This is a genomic window from Actinomadura craniellae (assembly GCF_003289645.1).
In the GTDB taxonomy this organism is placed as follows: domain Bacteria; phylum Actinomycetota; class Actinomycetes; order Streptosporangiales; family Streptosporangiaceae; genus Actinomadura_D; species Actinomadura_D craniellae.
The window spans coordinates 33,215-49,128 of sequence record NZ_QLYX01000026.1; the positions used below are offsets into that span (position 1 = coordinate 33,215).

Here is a 15,914-nt window from a genome sequence, read left to right on the forward strand (position 1 = left end):
TGATCACGTATACGCCCCAAGCGAAAAGCCGCCCTCACAGGCGTGAACGGTCCGCTGGGCGCGTTAATGTCCAATCATCTGACCCGATACCGACCGGAGGAACACACCGGTGAGCACGCCTCCGATTTTCGATGAGTCGCAGCCGATTCAGTCGCGGGTGGCCGAGGCGCCACTGATGCCGATGGGCGACCAGCTCTTCCAGCAACTGCTGCGCAAGCGCATCGTTTTCCTGGGCCAGCAGGTCGACGACGACATCGCCAACCGGATCTGCGCCGAGCTGCTGCTGCTCTCGGCCGAGGACGGCAAGCGCGACATCTACCTCTACGTCAACTCGCCCGGTGGCTCGGTGACGGCCGGCATGGCGATCTACGACATCATGCAGTACGTCCCGAACGACGTCGCCACGGTCGGCATGGGCCTCGCCGCGTCGATGGGCCAGTTCCTGCTCTGTGCCGGGGCGCCGGGCAAGCGCTTCGCCCTGCCGCACGCCCGGATCATGATGCACCAGCCGTCCGGCGGCATCGGGGGCACGGCCTCCGACATCAAGATCCAGGCCGAGCAGATGCTCTACGTGAAGAAGCTGCTGGCCGAGCGGATCGCCCAGCACACCGGGCAGCCGCTGGACCAGATCGAGCGCGACTCCGACCGCGACCGCTGGTTCACCGCCGAAGAGGCCCTGGACTACGGCTTCGTGGACCACGTGGTGCGCAGCGCCAACCAGGTGCCCTCAGAGGGCCCCGTCTCCTGACGTCACAGATTTTCTCGCGGAGGCACCCAGTGACCGAGCTCTACCGGCCGAGCATCCAGGCGGGCGGCGGGCGGCCCGCCGAGAGCCGCTACATCATCCCGTCCTTCGTGGAGCGGACGACGTACGGGGTCAAGGAGATGAACCCGTACAACAAGCTCTTCGAGGAGCGCATCATCTTCCTCGGAGTGCAGATCGACGACGCGTCCGCCAACGATGTGATGGCCCAGCTGATCACGCTGGAGTCGATCGACCCCGACCGTGACATCAGCATCTACATCAACTCGCCCGGCGGCTCGTTCACCGCGATGACGGCGATCTACGACACGATGCAGTTCGTCAAGCCCGACATCCAGACGGTGTGCATCGGCCAGGCGGCCTCGGCCGCCGCGGTACTCCTGGCGGCAGGCACCCAGGGCAAGCGGGCGGCGCTGCCGAACTCGCGGATCCTGATCCACCAGCCCGCCACCGAGGGCACCTACGGGCAGTCCAGCGACATCGAGATCCAGGCTCGCGAGATCATGCGGATCCGGGAGCTGCTGGAGGAGATCCTGGCCCGGCACACCGGCCGGAGCATGGACGACGTCCGCAAGGACATCGAGCGGGACAAGATCCTCACGGCCGACGAGGCCAAGGACTACGGGCTGATCGACGATGTCTTCGTCAGCAGGAAGCGTCGACCCGAGGTAGTGTCGTCCTAAGCGAGGGCGGTTGGGGGGCGGCCCCGCCCGCACACGACAGTTGCGGGTGGGGGGCTTACCAACCGCTCCGGAGACGGTACCGTCGGAGCCAACGTCGAACAGCCTTCGGGACGCAGAACCGCGCCGCATCCTCGAGGACCGGCGGCCCCACGTAAAGGAGAAGTTGGGTGGCACGCATCGGCGATGGTGGTGATCTGCTGAAATGCTCGTTCTGCGGAAAGAGTCAGAAGCAGGTCAAGAAGCTCATCGCGGGCCCGGGCGTGTACATCTGCGACGAGTGCATCGATCTCTGTAACGAGATCATCGAGGAGGAGCTCTCCGAGACCTCCGACCTCAAGTGGGACAGCCTGCCCAAACCGCGGGAGATCTACGAGTTCCTCGACTCCTACGTCATCGGGCAGGAGACGGCGAAGAAGGCGCTCTCGGTGGCCGTCTACAACCACTACAAGCGCATCCAGTCCGGCGACTCCTCCGGCAGGGACGACACGGTCGAGCTGTCCAAGTCGAACATCCTGCTGCTCGGCCCGACCGGTTCGGGTAAGACGCTGCTCGCGCAGACGCTCGCCAAGCTCCTCAACGTCCCGTTCGCGATCGCCGACGCGACGGCGCTGACCGAAGCGGGTTACGTCGGTGAGGACGTCGAGAACATCCTGCTCAAGCTGATCCAGGCCGCCGACTACGACGTCAAGAAGGCCGAGACCGGCATCATCTACATCGACGAGGTCGACAAGATCGCGCGCAAGAGCGAGAACCCGTCGATCACCCGCGATGTCTCCGGTGAGGGCGTCCAGCAGGCCCTGCTGAAGATCCTGGAGGGCACCACCGCGAGCGTCCCGCCCCAGGGCGGCCGCAAGCACCCCCACCAGGAGTTCATCCAGATCGACACCACCAACGTGCTGTTCATCTGCGGTGGCGCCTTCGCCGGGCTGGAGAAGATCGTCGAATCCCGGGTCGGCAAGCAGGGCATGGGCTTCGGCGCCGTGATCCGCTCCAAGTCCGACTTCGAGGACACCAGCAGCCGCCTGGGCGAAGTCATGCCCGAGGACCTGCTGAAGTTCGGGATGATCCCCGAGTTCATCGGCCGGCTCCCGATCATCACCAGCGTGCACAACCTCGACCGGGACGCGCTGATCAACATCCTGACCGAGCCCAAGAACGCCCTGATCAAGCAGTACCACCGGCTGTTCGAGCTCGACGGGGTGGACCTGGAATTCACCGACGACGCCCTGGAAGCCATCGCCGACCAGGCGATCCTGCGCGGCACCGGCGCCCGCGGCCTCCGCGCCATCCTCGAAGAGGTCCTGCTCTCCGTGATGTACGAGGTACCCAGCCGCCGCGACGTCGCCCGCGTCGTCATCACCCGCGCCGCGGTACTCGAACACGTCAACCCCACCCTCGTACCCCGCGAACGCACCAAGCGAGAGCCGCGCGAAAAGTCCGCGTAGGGAGGGGTTCCGGGGGCCGGTGTGCTCGCAAGCTGCGCTTGCTCGCCATCGGCCCCCTCCCTGTGTTTGCCCGGGGGGACGACCCCCCGGAACCCCCCGGGGTGACGGCCTGGCGGCCGTCACGGGCACGGTTGCGGTCTCCGCTGGTTCTCGCTCCGACGAGTTCGGGTGTCGGCTGCGGCTTGTGAGCGCGCTGGGCTGGTCTTTCCGTGATCCTTCAGCTTTCGAGGCGCCATAACGCACTCAAAGCTGAAGGATTACGGCCGCATGTGCTCTCACCAGGTGATCCTTCAGGATCCGGTGCGCTGTGGCGCCCTGGATGCTGAAGGATCATCGGTACCGTCGCTGGCGCTTTGAAGGCTGGCGGGCACGGCGTGATCGTTCTCTGCTCGGCTGGGTGGTGGGGGAGCAGTCCGCTCTGCGGGTGGTCGCCGGGTGGCTTCCCGGCCTTGGGTGCTCTGACGTTACGGAGGCGGTGGGCCGGGGTGTGCTTCGGTGGTCCTCCGAGCCGGGCGGGGCGGAGTGGGCCGGAAGCGGGCGGGTCAGTCGGTGCCGAGGCCGGCTTCGCGGGCCAGGACGATGGCCTGGGCGCGGTCGGCCACGTGAAGCTTCATGAAGATGTTGGAGACGTGGTTGCGGACCGTCTTGGGGCTGAGGAAGAGGACGCCGGCGATCTCCTGGTTGTTGCGGCCCTGGGCGATCAATTCCAGGACCTCCCGTTCGCGGTCGGTGAGCTGCGGGAACGCGGCCTGCTTGGGGTCGGGGACGTCGGCGAAGAAGGTCAGCACCCGGCGGGCGATCTCGGGGCCGTAGATGGCCTCCCCGGCCGCCACCGCCCGCACCGCCCGGGAGATCTCGTCGGCCCCGGACTCCTTGAGCAGGTAGCCCCGGGCCCCGGCGCGCATCGCGGCGAACACCGAGTCGTCATCGCGGAACATGGTGAGCACCAGCACCCCGATCCGCGGGCTGGTCCGGGTCAGCGTCCGGGTGGCCTCGATGCCGTTGCCGCCGGGCATGTGCAGGTCCATCACCACCACGTCCGGCTGGAGCTCGGCGGCCAGCCGGACCGCCTCGGGGCCGTTCTCGGCCTCCGCCACGACCTCGACGCCGAGGGCGTCCAGCAACCCGTGCAGACCCTGCCGGAACACCGGATGATCATCGGCGATGAGTACCCGGATCGGATCGGCGTCGGACGTCGGGTTCATGAGGGGACTCCTCGGCCGGAGATGCGGGGGAACCGGGTAGGCGGCCTCCGTGCCGCCGCCGGGTCGAACGGCGATGGTACAACTCCTACCAGGTTGGACAGCACTCACGGCAGCCCAGAGCCTCCTGCCGGCGGGCGCCCGCCGGGCCGTCATACGGGTCACGACGCCCCTCGGCCGCCCTACGGATCCACCGCCCCGCCGCGGAGCGGGTCGCCGTCCCCGCGGGCCGGGGCCGCTCCGGCCCCACCGGAGCGGGGCGGCCGGTCGGCGTCCGGGTGGCCGCGCCGGGACTCGGGTTCGACCGGGACGAGCGGCAGCCGGGCCACCACCACCGTGCCGCCGCCGGGCCGGGGCCTGACGGTGCAGGTGCCGCCCAGCTCCGCCGCGTGCTCGCGCATCGCGCGCAGCCCCGTCCCGCCCGTCAACCGGTCGGGCAGCCCCACCCCGGCATCCGACACCGTGATCCGCAGGTCGGCGCCCCGGGACAGACGCACCTGTGCGCTGGGGGAGGAGGAGTGCAACCGGACATTGGCCAGCGCCTCCTGGACGATGCGGTACGCGGCGACCTCGACCGCGGCCGGCAGGTCGCCGACCTCCCCGTCGGCACCCGTCTCCATCCGGACGTCGACCCGCTCGCAGCAGCCGTCCGCCCAGGACCTGATCGCCCCCTCCAGGCCCAGGTCGTCCAGCGCGGGCGGGCGCAGCTCGGAGACCAACTCGCGGATGTCGCCGATCGCCACGGCCATCCGCCCGCGCAGCTCGGCCAGCAGTGGTTCCACCCGTTCCGGTGACGTGGTCAGGGTGAGCCGGGCCGCGTCCAGCGACATCGCCAGGCTGGCCAGGGTAGGGCCCAGCCCGTCGTGCAGGTCCCGGCGGAGCCGGCGGCGCTCCTCCTCGCGGGCCGTCAGGATGCGCTCCCGCGAGCGTTGCAGGTCGGCGGTGAGCCGGACCGCGTGCGCCACGTCCGCCAGGTGGACGGCGAGCATCCCCAGCAACCGTGCGTCCAGGTGCCGCCCGCCCTCGGGCCGGGCGACGAGCATCCGCCCGACCCGCTCGCCATGCCAGACCAGCGGCAGATCGTACGGCTGCTCGCCCAGCTCACCGCTGACCCGGATCTCGTCGCCGGAGACCTCCGCCGCCGCACCGGGCACCCGCAGTGCCTCCCGGACGGTGGCGAGCGCGGTGACCAGGGCCTCCGCGGGGCCCGGTGCCTCCTGGACGCTGCGACTGATCCGGTCGGCGAGCAGTCGGGGGTCGCGTCGCCGGCGTGGCGGCCGGTCCGCCGCCCGCCGCAGCCGGTCGCGCAGCGGGTGGACCAGCGCCCCGGCGGCGAACGCCGCGGCCAGGCCCGCCCACCCGCCCGGCCGTCCGGTCAGCGCCAGGCAGGCCGCCGCGCCCGCCGCGGCCGGCGGGCCGCACACCAGGAGGCGTTCGAGGGCCAGGCCGATACCGGTGAGCCGGTGGCGTGCGGCCGCGGCGGGCCGTGGCGCCGGCCTGCCCGCTGCCCGCATGGGGGCCCTCCCGTCCGTGTCCGTTCCGCGCTCCGGTACGACCGGACTATGCCGGAGCGGGATCACTGCCCGGCAGGGACCGCTGTCCTGAGCCGGCCGGGAAATGGCGGCGGGGCGCGACCGGTCCGGCCGCGCCCCGCGAGAGAGGCCGGGTTACTTCTCGGTCTCCACGTAGGGGCGCATCTGCCGCATGATGCTCCCCAGCGCGGACGTCGAGATGTAGGGGGGACGGGGCGAGTTGAGCGTCGTCACGCTGGGCATCGTCACGATCTGGCCGAACGAGCTCTCGGTCTGCCAGGCGCAGGTCGTGACCCGCACCGAGCTGGAGACGGTCGAGGTGGCCATGCCGCAGGCGGCCTCGCCCTCGTTGCCGCCCGCGTACGTCTCGAACCAGGCGATCGAGACGCCCGACCCCGCGGGGCTGGGGGCGCGGCGCAGGTTGCTCAACAGGTCGTCGGGGTCGCCCATGTCGCCGGTCGCGCCCAGGAACAGGAACCGGGTCGTGCCGTCGGTGTAGACCGCGCTGACGACCTGGTCGACCCGGTTGAAGGTCGACTGGAGCTGGCCGCGGGCCGCGGCCGCGCTGGTGGTGGAGCTGCTGGAGGTGTCCAGCCGCAGGCTGCCGGCGACGGAGGGAGTGCTCATCGTGTACTCCTTGCCGCCGGCGGCGGCCAGCGCCACCACCAGGACGAGCACCACGACCAGGACGAGGCCCCCGCCGAGCAGGCCGATCACCAGCGGTGCGCTGGACCTGCGCCGGGGCGGGTAGGGCGGCTGCGGACCGTAGCCGCCGGGCTGGGGCACCCCGTAACCAGGTTGCGGCGGCCCGTAACCCGGCTGCTGTGGCGGCCCATAGCCCGGTTGAGGGCCCGGGCCCTGCGGGCCGTACGGGGGACCGCCCTGGCCAGGCGGGGGGTTCCAACCGCTCATTTATGTCTCCTCGGCTTACCGGATGACCTTTATGCCCTGCGGGAACATTCTCGTGCATTCGACCGTTCTGCGGGTCGGCGCGTTCCCCACTGCCGGGAGTCCGTAAACTTTGCGCCCGTGACCCAGCCCATGCAACCCACGCGAGCCATGCCGTCCCCGCCGAGCGGGGAGGTCGATCTGCCCACCCAGTACGCTCCGGCGGACGTAGAGGGCAAGCTGTACGAGCGCTGGGTCGCCGCGGGTCTCTTCGCGGCCGACCCCGGCGCCGATCCCGCACGCCCCGCGTACGCGATCGTCATCCCGCCCCCGAACGTGACCGGATCGCTGCACATGGGTCACGCCCTGGACCACTCCATCCAGGACGTGCTGATCCGGCGGCGCCGCATGCAGGGGTACGAGGCGCTGTGGGTGCCCGGCATGGACCACGCGGGCATCGCCACCCAGAACGTGGTGGAACGGGAGCTCGCCAAGGAGGGACTGTCCCGGCACGACCTCGGCCGGACGGACTTCGTCGAGCGGGTCTGGCAGTGGAAGGCCGAGTCCGGCGGGCGGATCCTCGGCCAGATGCGGCGGCTGGGCGACAGCGTCGACTGGTCCCGCGAGGCGTTCACGATGGACGACGATCGGGCCCGCGCGGTCCGGACGATCTTCAAGCGGCTGTTCGACGACGGCCTGATCTACCGGGCCGAGCGCATCATCAACTGGTGCCCGCGCTGCCTCACCGCGCTGTCGGACATCGAGGTGGTGCACGACGAGCGCGAGGGCGAGCTGGTCTCCCTCCGGTACGGCTCCGGCGACGACTCGATCGTGGTGGCCACCACCCGGGCCGAGACGATGCTCGGCGACACCGCGATCGCGGTCCACCCCGAGGACGACCGGTACCGGCACCTGGTCGGCCGGGAGATCGAGCTGCCGCTGACCGGCCGCCGCATCCCGGTCGTCGCCGACGACCACGTCGATCCCGAGTTCGGCACCGGTGCGGTCAAGGTCACCCCGGCGCACGACCCCAACGACTTCGAGATCGGCCGCCGGCACGCGCTGCCCACCCTGACGATCATGGATGAGCGCGGGGTGATCACCGCGGCCGGCCCGTTCGAGGGGCTCGACCGGTTCGAGGCGCGCCCGGCCGTCGTCGCCGCCCTCCGCGAGGAGGGGCGCATCGTCAAGGAGGTCCGCCCCTACGAGCACGCCGTCGGCCACTGCCAGCGCTGCTCCACCGTGGTGGAGCCCCGCGTCTCGCTGCAGTGGTTCGTGAAGGTCGGCCCGCTGGCCAAGGCCGCCGGCGACGCGGTCCGGGACGGCCGGGTGCAGATCCACCCGCCGGAGATGGCCGCCCGCTACTTCGCCTGGGTCGACAACATGCACGACTGGTGCATCAGCCGTCAGCTGTGGTGGGGGCACCGCATCCCGGTCTGGTACGGGCCGGACGGCGAGACCCGGTGCGTGGGCCCAGGCGAGGAACCGCCCGCGGGCTGGACCCAGGACACCGACGTCCTCGACACCTGGTTCTCCAGCGCACTGTGGCCCTTCTCCACCCTCGGCTGGCCCGACGACACCCCCGAGCTGCGCCGCTTCTACCCGACGGCCGTGCTGGTCACCGGCTACGACATCCTGTTCTTCTGGGTCGCCCGGATGATGATGTTCGGGCTGTACGCGATGGACGGGGTCGAGCCGTTCAAGGTGATCGCCCTGCACGGCATGGTCCGCGACCAGTACGGCAAGAAGATGTCGAAGTCGTTCGGCAACGTCATCGACCCGCTCGACTGGATCGACCGTTACGGTGCCGACGCCACCCGCTTCACCCTGCTGCGCGGCGCCAACCCCGGTAGTGACGTGCCGGTCGCGGAGGAGTGGGCGCAGGGCTCGCGCAACTTCTGCAACAAGCTGTGGAACGCCACCCGGTTCGCGCTGATGAACGGCGCGCACACCCGGGGCGACCTGCCCGCCGAGCTCTCCGCCGCCGACGCGTGGGTGCTGTCGCGGCTGCAGCGGGTCATCACCGAGGTCGACGAGCGGCTGGAGTCCTTCGAGTTCGGCCGGGCGTGCGAGATCCTCTACCACTTCGCCTGGGACGAGGTCTGCGACTGGTACGTCGAGCTGTCCAAGGTCCAGCTCGCCGGCGACCGCGCCGACGCCACCCGCCGGGTACTGGGCGAGGTGCTCGACAAGCTGCTGCGGCTGCTGCACCCGGTGGTCCCCTTCGTCACCGAGGAGCTGTGGACCTCGCTGACCGGAGCCGAGTCGATCATGGTCGCGCCCTGGCCGGCCGCCGAGGACGCCCGGCTCGACCCGGGTGCCGAGACGCTCGTGGGCTCGCTGCAGAACCTGGTCACCGAGGTCCGCCGGTTCCGCTCCGACCAGGGCCTCAAGCCCGGCCAGCGGGTCGCGGCGGCGCTGTCCTTCGGCGGTTCGCCGCTGGCCGCGCACGAGGAGGCGATCCGCTCCCTGCTGCGCCTGACGCTTCCTGATGAGAGCTTCGCCGCCACGGCCGCGCTGCCCGTCGAGGGCGTGACGGTCGAGCTCGACACCGCCGGCGCGATCGACGTGGCGGCCGAGCGCAAGCGCCTGGAGAAGGACCTCGCCGCGGCCCGCAAGGAGATCGACCAGGCCGAACGCAAGCTCGGCAACGCCGACTTCATGGCCAAGGCGCCCGAGGCCGTCGTGGCCAAGAACCGCGACCGCCTCGCCCAGGCCCGCGCCGACGTCGAACTCCTGGAGACCCGGCTCGCCGCGCTCCCCGCGGGCTGACCGGCCTCAGCGGGCCGGGGTGAAGATCTGCTCGGTGTCCGCACCGACCAGGTCCAGGATCCGGCCGACGAAGTAGACGGTGCCCAGCGCGAGCAGGCGGCGGCCGAGGGCGGCGACGCCCTCGGCCGTCAGGTCGGTGGCGTCCACCGCCCGCCAGGTGTCCGGCAGCCGCCGCTCGAAGCGCAGGTGCCGGTCCGGTAGCCGGACGAACGTCACCGGCAGGTCCGCGAGTTCAGCGACCGCCCCGGGCAGGTCCTTGTGGTCCGGCAGGCACAGGAGCACGTGGTCGGGCCGGTCCCACCGGTCCCGCGCCGCGGCCAGGGCGGCCGCGATCCCGGCGCCGCTGATGGCGGAGTCCGCCAGCAGTTCGGCGCCGGAGCCCGGCACCCGGTGCCAGGACAGCCGGCCGGGCAACCGCACCGACTCCAGGGTGCGGCCCAGCAGGGACGCGTCGGGACGGGGCCGGCCGGTCACCTCCAGCAACCGCCGCCCGGCGGCGACGCCGAGCCAGGCGTTGGCCCGGCCGAGACCGCCGGCGAGCGGGCCGGTGTCCGGTGCCGGTGCCGGCTCGGGCGCCAGCCGCCCCCCGGTACGGGCGCCGAGCACTGCGCCGAGCGTCCGCCACACCTCCGGGGACTGCGGCAGGGACAGGGCGGCGCGGGTCGCCGGGCCCACGACGCCGGCCTTGTCGGCGGCGATCTCCGCGACGTTCCGGCCGAGCCGGCCCAGGTGCTCGGCGAAGATCGGGGTGACCGCCGCGACCATCGGCGGGAACAGGCTCACCTCGTCCGACCGGCCGCCCTGCCCGGCCTCGGCCACCACCACGTCGGCGCCGACGCGCCCGGCGTGCACCAGCCCCGCCAGGGTGAACAGGCCCACGGGCGACAGGTAGCCGCCGTGGCGCGACCGGTCGGGCAGCGCGCGCACCTGCTCCGCCAGTAGGGCCGCCAGGTCCGCGAGCTCCTCTGGGGAGAGCGCGCGTCCGTCCACCCGGACGCGCTCGCGGTCGCTGCGGTAGGACGGGCTGGAGGTCGTCAGCACGCGCAGCCCGCCCGCGGCCACGCAGGCCGAGGCGTAGGCGGCGGCCGTGCCCTTCCCCTTGGAGCCGACGACGGTCAGCACGGGCAGGGCGAAGCCGCCGAGCCCCAGCCGCTCGGCGAGCAGGCCGGCCCGCTCGACGCTGCGCCGCTCGCCGGGCGCGCGGTCCGCCCACTCCGCGAAGAAGATCGGTTGCGTTCTCATCCGGCCCGCCAGGCCGGGGCGCTCTGCGATGTGGTCACGACGGCCTCATCGTAGGTCCGGCGTCCTGGTGGGACGTGCCCGGGCCGTCCAGGCGATCAGTAGGCTTCAGGGGTGACCTTCAGCGACGACTCGATCAGGCGGCGGACACCGTGAGCGCGGAGCAGTATCCGGCGGTGGTGCGCCAGATCGCGGACCGGGGGGTCGAGTGGGACATCGATCCGACACTCGACCGGATCCGTGACCTCATGCACCTCCTCGGCGATCCTCAGCGGGCGTTCCCGGTGATCCAGGTGGCGGGCACGAACGGCAAGACGAGCACCGCCCGGCTGATCGAGACGCTGCTGCGCGAGCGGGGCCTGCGCACCGGCCTGTTCACCAGCCCGGAGCTGACGACGCTGCGCGAGCGGATCGCGATCGACGGCGAGCCGGTCTCGCCGGAGAGGTTCGTCGCGACGTACACCGACATCCTCCCCTACGTACGGATGATCGACGACAAGCACGGCGTCCGGCTCTCGTTCTTCGAGGTGCTGACCGCGATGGGGTACGCCGCGTTCGCGGACGCGCCGGTGGACGTGGCGGTGGTCGAGGTCGGGATGGGCGGCGCCTGGGACGCCACCAGCGTGGCCGACCCGGCGGTCGCCGTGGTGACGCCGATCGGGTTGGACCACACCCGGTACCTGGGCGACACGGTGGAGGAGATCGCCGCCGAGAAGGCCGGGATCATCAAGCCGGGCAGCGTGGCGATCCTGGCCCAGCAGCCGGTGGCCGCCGCGGAGGTGCTGCTGCGCCGGGTGGCCGAGACGGGCGCGGTCGCGGCCCGGGAGGGCATCGAGTTCGGCGTGCTGCACCGGGACGTCGCGGTCGGCGGCCAGCTCGTCCGGCTGCAGGGCCTGCACGGCACCTACGACGAGATCTTCCTGCCGCTGTTCGGTGACCACCAGGCGGGCAACGCCGCCTGCGCGCTGGCCGCGGTGGAGGCGTTCGCGGGCGGCGCGCCGACCCCCGGCGAGGCGAACCTGGAGGCGGCGACCCGGATCGCGCCGGGTGACGACTACGCGGGTGGTGAGGGGCGGCTCGATCCGGCCCTGGTGCGGTCGGGGTTCGCCAAGGCGGTGTCCCCCGGCCGGTTGGAGATCGCCCGGACCGGTCCCACCGTGCTGCTCGACTCGGCGCACAACCCGGCCGGCATGGCGGCGACCGTGGCGGCGGTGACCGAGGAGTTCGGCTTCACCCGGCTGGTCGGCGTGCTCGCCGTGGCCGCCGACAAGGACGTGACGGGCATCCTGGAGCAGCTCGAACCGGTGCTGGCCGAGCTGGTGGTCACCCGCAGCTCCGGCGCCCGCTCGCTGGAGCCGCAGGAGCTGGGGGAACTGGCCGAGGGCGTCTTCGGGACGGAGCGGGTGCACGTGGCGGCACGGCTCGACGACGCCATCGACCGGGCCATCGCCCTGGCCGAGGAGACCGGCGAGTACCAGGGCGCGGGCGTCCTGATCACCGGTTCCGTCACCACCGCCGGCGACGCGCGCACCCTCCTGCGGGTGTCCGGGTGAGGGCGGGTGCGGGTGAGCGGGGCCGAGCGGAGAACGGTGTGAGAAGGCTGTGAAAGCTGTGAGAAGGCCATGAGAAGGCTCTGCGCGACGGTGCTGGCGTGCGAGGCGATCGTGATCGCGCTGGCGATCCCGGTGGCGATCACGGTCCTGGGGGCCGCGCCGGCGACGGCGGCCGGCGTCTGCGGCGGGCTGGCCGTGGCCTGCCTGGTGCTGGCGGGGCTGCTGCGCTTCCGGTGGGCGTATCCGGTGGGGCACCTGCTCCAGGTGCTGGTGATAGCGACCGGTTTTCTGGTGCCCACGATGTTCTTCCTCGGGGTGCTCTTCGGCGCGCTGTGGGTGACGGCCATTTGGCTCGGTCGCAAGGCGGGGGAACCGCAGGCGCGCTAAATTCTCTGGGAGACGGTCTATCCATTCATCCGCCACCCCAGTTGGTGCAATTCGGGCATATGCGAAGAAATGCGCCCCGGTGGATGTCGACTCTCCGGAAGGAGAAGCCGTGTCCATTCGTGTGGGTAAAATCTTCGCCATTTCCACGGGCTCTGACAATCGTGCGCCCGCGGAGTGCGGCCGCCCGGCGATCGCGGTGTCCCTAGTGGTCTCCTGCACCGCGATTCCCGCCGCGGTGCTGACGATTCCCAACACGATGGCGTACGCGGTTCCCGCGGCCGCGGCCGAGTTGGCCCTCACCGGGCCCCAGGCCGTCGAACTGGTGCGGGCCGGCGGGCTCGCGCTGCCCGCGCTGCTGCTGGCCGTCCCGCCGGCCGCCCTCGCCGCCCGCCGGATGCCGCCCGGCCTGCTCCTGCTCATCGGGCTGGCGCTGATGTTCGGCGGGGGACTGGCCGCCCGGTACGCCGGGGCGATCCCGGTGGCGGCCGCGGCCCGGGCGGTCCAGGGCGCCGGCGCCGGCGCCGTCCTGCCCGCGAGCCTGGTGCTGGCGTGGTCCTGCGGGCGGCGCCTGCCGACCGCGCTGTGGGCCGGGGTGCTGGCCGCCGCGCTGATGCTCGCGATGCCGCTGCGGCTGCTGGCCGTGCCCGCCGCCCGGCCCGACGTCGCGGACGGCTGGCGGGCGGTACTCGAACCGTCCTACTGGGTTCTTGGAGCGGTCCTGGCGGCGGCGGTGGCTCTGTTGCCCGCCCGGGCCCGGCCGCGCGGTCCGCTGCCCGCGCTGCGGCACACCGAGCGCACCCAGTTGCTGTTGCCGATGGTGCCGGTCGGCGGGTTCGCGGTCCTCGCGGTGATGACGACCTACGGATGGTCGCCGGGGGCGCAGCTTCTCGTCGGCGTCATCGGGCTGCTGGCACTGCTCGGGCTCGCGGTCGTCGGCAGCCGCGACGCCACGACCGGCAGCCCCCTCGGGTTCGCGGTGGTGGCGCTCACCGCCGGGGCGCTCACCCTGCCGGTGGTCGCCCCGCTGGCGGGCCTGGCGGCGCTGCCGGTGGGGCCGCGCGGCATTCCGCCGGCACCCTTCGTGGCCGGCGCGGCGGCGGCGGTGGTGGGGGCCCTGGCCGCCACCCTGATCGACGACGACGGCGCCCGGCGCGCGATCCTGGCCGGGCACGGCCTGGCCCTGGGCGGGGTGTGCCTGCTGCTCGGAGTCGACCCGCTGGCCGGCCCCTGGGCGCTGACGGCTCCGCTGGTGCCGCTGGGGGCGGGGATCGGGCTGGCCCTGGCCGCCGCGCTGCGCGGTACCGGCCTGGCCCCCGCGCTGTTCGGGTTGGTGCTGTGCCTGCCGGCGGTGCTCATCGGTCAACTGGTCGTGCTGTCGTTGCAGTCGGGCCAGATCCAGTGGCTGGGCACGTCCGTGGCGAGCCATGATCTGGTGTACGCGCTGACGGCCGGTTACCGTATGTGGCTGGCGGTCGCGGGAGTGCTCGCGGTGGTGCTGGCCGGGGCCGCGGTCGCCTCCGGCCGGCACCGGCGCGATCCGGCTACCGCCGGCCGTGCCCGGAGCTGTACGGTCGGTATCGGCGGCGAGCCGGGAACCCCGGCCGGTCCGGCCCGGTAGCATTCGCGCGGCGCCGGTGGAACCGCCCGCGTCACATCAAGGTAGTCAAGGAGAATCCACTCGTGTCCGAGCGCACTCTTGTCCTGGTCAAGCCCGACGGTGTCCGCCGCGGTGTCGTCGGCGACGTCATCTCGCGGCTGGAGCGCAAGGGCCTGGCGGTTGTCGCCATGGAGCTGCGCACGCTCTCCCGCGAGACGGCCGAGGACCACTACGCCGAGCACCGGGAGCGGCCGTTCTTCGGCGAGCTCGTCGACTTCATCACCGGTGGTCCGCTGGTCGCCCTGGTGGCCGAGGGGCCGCGGGCGATCGAGGCGTTCCGTGCGCTGGCCGGTGCCACCGACCCGGTCAAGGCGGCTCCGGGCACCATCCGCGGCGACCACGCGCTGGAGATCGGCGAGAACGTGGTGCACGGCTCCGACTCGCCCGAGTCCGCCGCCCGCGAGATCAAGCTGTTCTTCCCCGAGCTGGGCTGACCGCCGAATATCGTCGAGATGCACGGGCCGGCGCGTTCCGGCCCGTGTGTGTTTTGCCACGGACTTACCCCGTCGTCATCCGTTTTTCGGACAACGCGAAGGGCGGGGGTGACTGCCCCGAACGCGCGTTACGGGTTACGATGGGATCGCCGCTCTGCACGTCCGCCGCCGGCATGAAGGGCTCCCTTTCTTCATGGGTAACAAGCTGTCGTTTCTGGGCCGTGACATGGCGGTCGATCTGGGCACGGCGAACACTTTGGTGTACGTCCGTGGCAGGGGTATCGTCCTGAACGAGCCGTCCGTGGTCGCCATCAATACCAACACGGGCAAGATCGTCGCAGTGGGCATAGAGGCGAAACGGATGATCGGCCGGACACCCGGCAACATCGTCGCCGTGCGCCCGCTGAAGGACGGCGTGATCGCCGACTTCGACGTCACCGAGCGCATGCTGCGCTACTTCATTCAAAAGGTGCATAAGCGCCGACACTTCGCAAAACCGCGCATAGTGGTCGCGGTACCCAGCGGGATCACCGGCGTCGAGCAGCGCGCGGTGAAGGAGGCCGGCTACCAGGCCGGCGCCCGCCGGGTCTACATCATCGAAGAGCCGATGGCCGCCGCGATCGGAGCGGGGCTGCCGGTGCACGAGCCCACGGGCAACATGGTCGTCGACATCGGCGGTGGCACCACCGAGGTCGCGATCATCTCGCTCGGCGGCATCGTCACCAGCCAGTCCGTCCGGGTCGGCGGCGACGAGCTCGACCAGGCCGTCATTGCCTTCTCCAAGAAGGAGTACTCCCTGATGCTCGGGGAGCGCACCGCCGAGGAGATCAAGATGGCCATCGGCTCGGCCTATCCGGGCGGCGACGACGAGCCGCACGCCGAGATCCGGGGTCGTGACCTGGTCAGTGGGCTGCCCAAGACGGTGGTGATCTCTGCTGAAGAGGTGCGCCGCGCGATCGAAGAGCCCGTCAACTCCATCGTCGACGCGGTCAAGACCACGCTCGACAAGTGCCCGCCCGAACTGTCCGGCGACATCATGGACCGGGGCATCGCCCTCACCGGTGGCGGTGCGCTGTTGAAGAACCTGGACGAGCGGCTGCGCGAGGAGACCGGCATGCCGATCCATCTCGTCGACAACCCGCTCGACTCCGTCGTGCTCGGCACCGGCAAGTGCGTCGAGGACTTCGAGTCGCTACGGCAGGTTCTGATACCCGAGCCGCGGCACTGACGAGCGTTCCGTCCGCCGGGGTCCTCCGGCGGAGCCGCAGGTCGACAGCGTGGAGCACCTGGTGAACTCGTACTCCGGCATACCCCGGCACAGCCGTCCGGGCACGCCCGGACGGGGCGGCCGGTCAGTGC

General features: G+C 71.7%; 13 protein-coding genes. 9 read left to right on the forward strand and 4 right to left on the reverse strand.

All coding sequences use genetic code 11. The annotated features are described in order from the left end of the window. The first annotated feature begins 109 nt into the window (after positions 1 to 109). From DPM19_RS34160 to clpX, 3 genes are all read left to right on the forward strand, one after another. Positions 110 to 748, forward strand: a complete 639-nt coding sequence (locus DPM19_RS34160) for a ClpP family protease (protein WP_407642583.1) — start codon at positions 110 to 112, stop codon at positions 746 to 748. Between the two features lie 29 nt (positions 749 to 777). Beyond that, positions 778 to 1,446, forward strand: coding sequence for an ATP-dependent Clp protease proteolytic subunit (locus tag DPM19_RS34165; protein ID WP_111872254.1), 669 nt, complete (start codon positions 778 to 780; stop codon positions 1,444 to 1,446). Positions 1,447 to 1,613: 167 nt separating this feature from the next. Then, positions 1,614 to 2,891 carry an ATP-dependent Clp protease ATP-binding subunit ClpX gene (clpX, locus tag DPM19_RS34170; protein WP_111872255.1) on the forward strand — a complete coding sequence of 426 codons (1,278 nt, stop codon included), beginning with the start codon at positions 1,614 to 1,616 and terminating at the stop codon, positions 2,889 to 2,891. Between the two features lie 542 nt (positions 2,892 to 3,433). Here the strand turns inward: clpX and DPM19_RS34175 are convergent. The 3 genes from DPM19_RS34175 to DPM19_RS34185 all read right to left on the reverse strand — a co-directional run bounded on the left by DPM19_RS34175 (position 3,434) and on the right by DPM19_RS34185 (position 6,537). After that, entirely contained in the window at positions 3,434 to 4,096 is a 663-nt protein-coding gene (locus tag DPM19_RS34175) for a response regulator transcription factor (protein ID WP_111872256.1), read from the reverse strand. A 179-nt stretch (positions 4,097 to 4,275) separates the two neighbouring features. Further along, on the reverse strand, positions 4,276 to 5,607 hold the full coding sequence (locus tag DPM19_RS34180) for a sensor histidine kinase (RefSeq protein ID WP_111872257.1): 1,332 nt from the start codon (positions 5,605 to 5,607) through the stop codon (positions 4,276 to 4,278). A gap of 153 nt (positions 5,608 to 5,760) precedes the next feature. Further along, positions 5,761 to 6,537 (reverse strand): hypothetical protein, encoded by a 777-nt coding sequence (locus tag DPM19_RS34185; RefSeq protein WP_111872258.1) that lies wholly within the window; start codon positions 6,535 to 6,537, stop codon positions 5,761 to 5,763. 117 nt (positions 6,538 to 6,654) lie between these two features. Here DPM19_RS34185 and DPM19_RS34190 point away from each other — a divergent pair, with 117 nt between their 5' ends. Beyond that, positions 6,655 to 9,285, forward strand: a complete 2,631-nt coding sequence (locus DPM19_RS34190) for a valine--tRNA ligase (RefSeq protein WP_456049254.1) — start codon at positions 6,655 to 6,657, stop codon at positions 9,283 to 9,285. 6 nt (positions 9,286 to 9,291) lie between these two features. Here DPM19_RS34190 and DPM19_RS34195 read toward each other — a convergent pair whose 3' ends face one another. Beyond that, a complete protein-coding gene (locus tag DPM19_RS34195) occupies positions 9,292 to 10,527 on the reverse strand; it encodes a folylpolyglutamate synthase/dihydrofolate synthase family protein (protein WP_111872260.1) in 1,236 nt (411 codons plus the stop codon). A gap of 149 nt (positions 10,528 to 10,676) precedes the next feature. Between DPM19_RS34195 and DPM19_RS34200 the strand changes: the two genes are divergently transcribed. The 5 genes from DPM19_RS34200 (at position 10,677) to DPM19_RS34220 (ending at position 15,783) form a co-directional block, all read left to right on the forward strand. Further along, positions 10,677 to 12,077 carry a bifunctional folylpolyglutamate synthase/dihydrofolate synthase gene (locus tag DPM19_RS34200; protein ID WP_111872261.1) on the forward strand — a complete coding sequence of 467 codons (1,401 nt, stop codon included), beginning with the start codon at positions 10,677 to 10,679 and terminating at the stop codon, positions 12,075 to 12,077. Between the two features lie 69 nt (positions 12,078 to 12,146). After that, complete coding sequence (locus DPM19_RS34205; protein ID WP_111872262.1) at positions 12,147 to 12,464, forward strand: DUF4233 domain-containing protein; 318 nt, start codon at positions 12,147 to 12,149, stop codon at positions 12,462 to 12,464. A gap of 109 nt (positions 12,465 to 12,573) precedes the next feature. Then, on the forward strand, positions 12,574 to 14,082 hold the full coding sequence (locus tag DPM19_RS34210) for a hypothetical protein (RefSeq protein WP_146779099.1): 1,509 nt from the start codon (positions 12,574 to 12,576) through the stop codon (positions 14,080 to 14,082). A 62-nt stretch (positions 14,083 to 14,144) separates the two neighbouring features. Further along, the gene (gene ndk, locus DPM19_RS34215) at positions 14,145 to 14,555 is read left to right on the forward strand and encodes a nucleoside-diphosphate kinase (RefSeq protein WP_199485436.1); all 411 of its coding nucleotides are present in this window, start codon (positions 14,145 to 14,147) and stop codon (positions 14,553 to 14,555) included. Positions 14,556 to 14,748: 193 nt separating this feature from the next. Further along, entirely contained in the window at positions 14,749 to 15,783 is a 1,035-nt protein-coding gene (locus DPM19_RS34220; protein ID WP_111872264.1) for a rod shape-determining protein, read from the forward strand. Positions 15,784 to 15,914: the final 131 nt, after the last annotated feature.

Coding starts and splice junctions, on each gene's coding strand:
- DPM19_RS34205 (WP_111872262.1), top strand. CDS start 12,147: ATGAGAAGGCTCTGCGCGACGGTGCTGGCGTGCGAGGCGATCGTGATC.
- DPM19_RS34195 (WP_111872260.1), bottom strand. CDS start 10,527: ATGAGAACGCAACCGATCTTCTTCGCGGAGTGGGCGGACCGCGCGCCC.
- DPM19_RS34185 (WP_111872258.1), bottom strand. CDS start 6,537: ATGAGCGGTTGGAACCCCCCGCCTGGCCAGGGCGGTCCCCCGTACGGC.
- DPM19_RS34175 (WP_111872256.1), bottom strand. CDS start 4,096: ATGAACCCGACGTCCGACGCCGATCCGATCCGGGTACTCATCGCCGAT.
- DPM19_RS34180 (WP_111872257.1), bottom strand. CDS start 5,607: ATGCGGGCAGCGGGCAGGCCGGCGCCACGGCCCGCCGCGGCCGCACGC.
- DPM19_RS34220 (WP_111872264.1), top strand. CDS start 14,749: ATGGGTAACAAGCTGTCGTTTCTGGGCCGTGACATGGCGGTCGATCTG.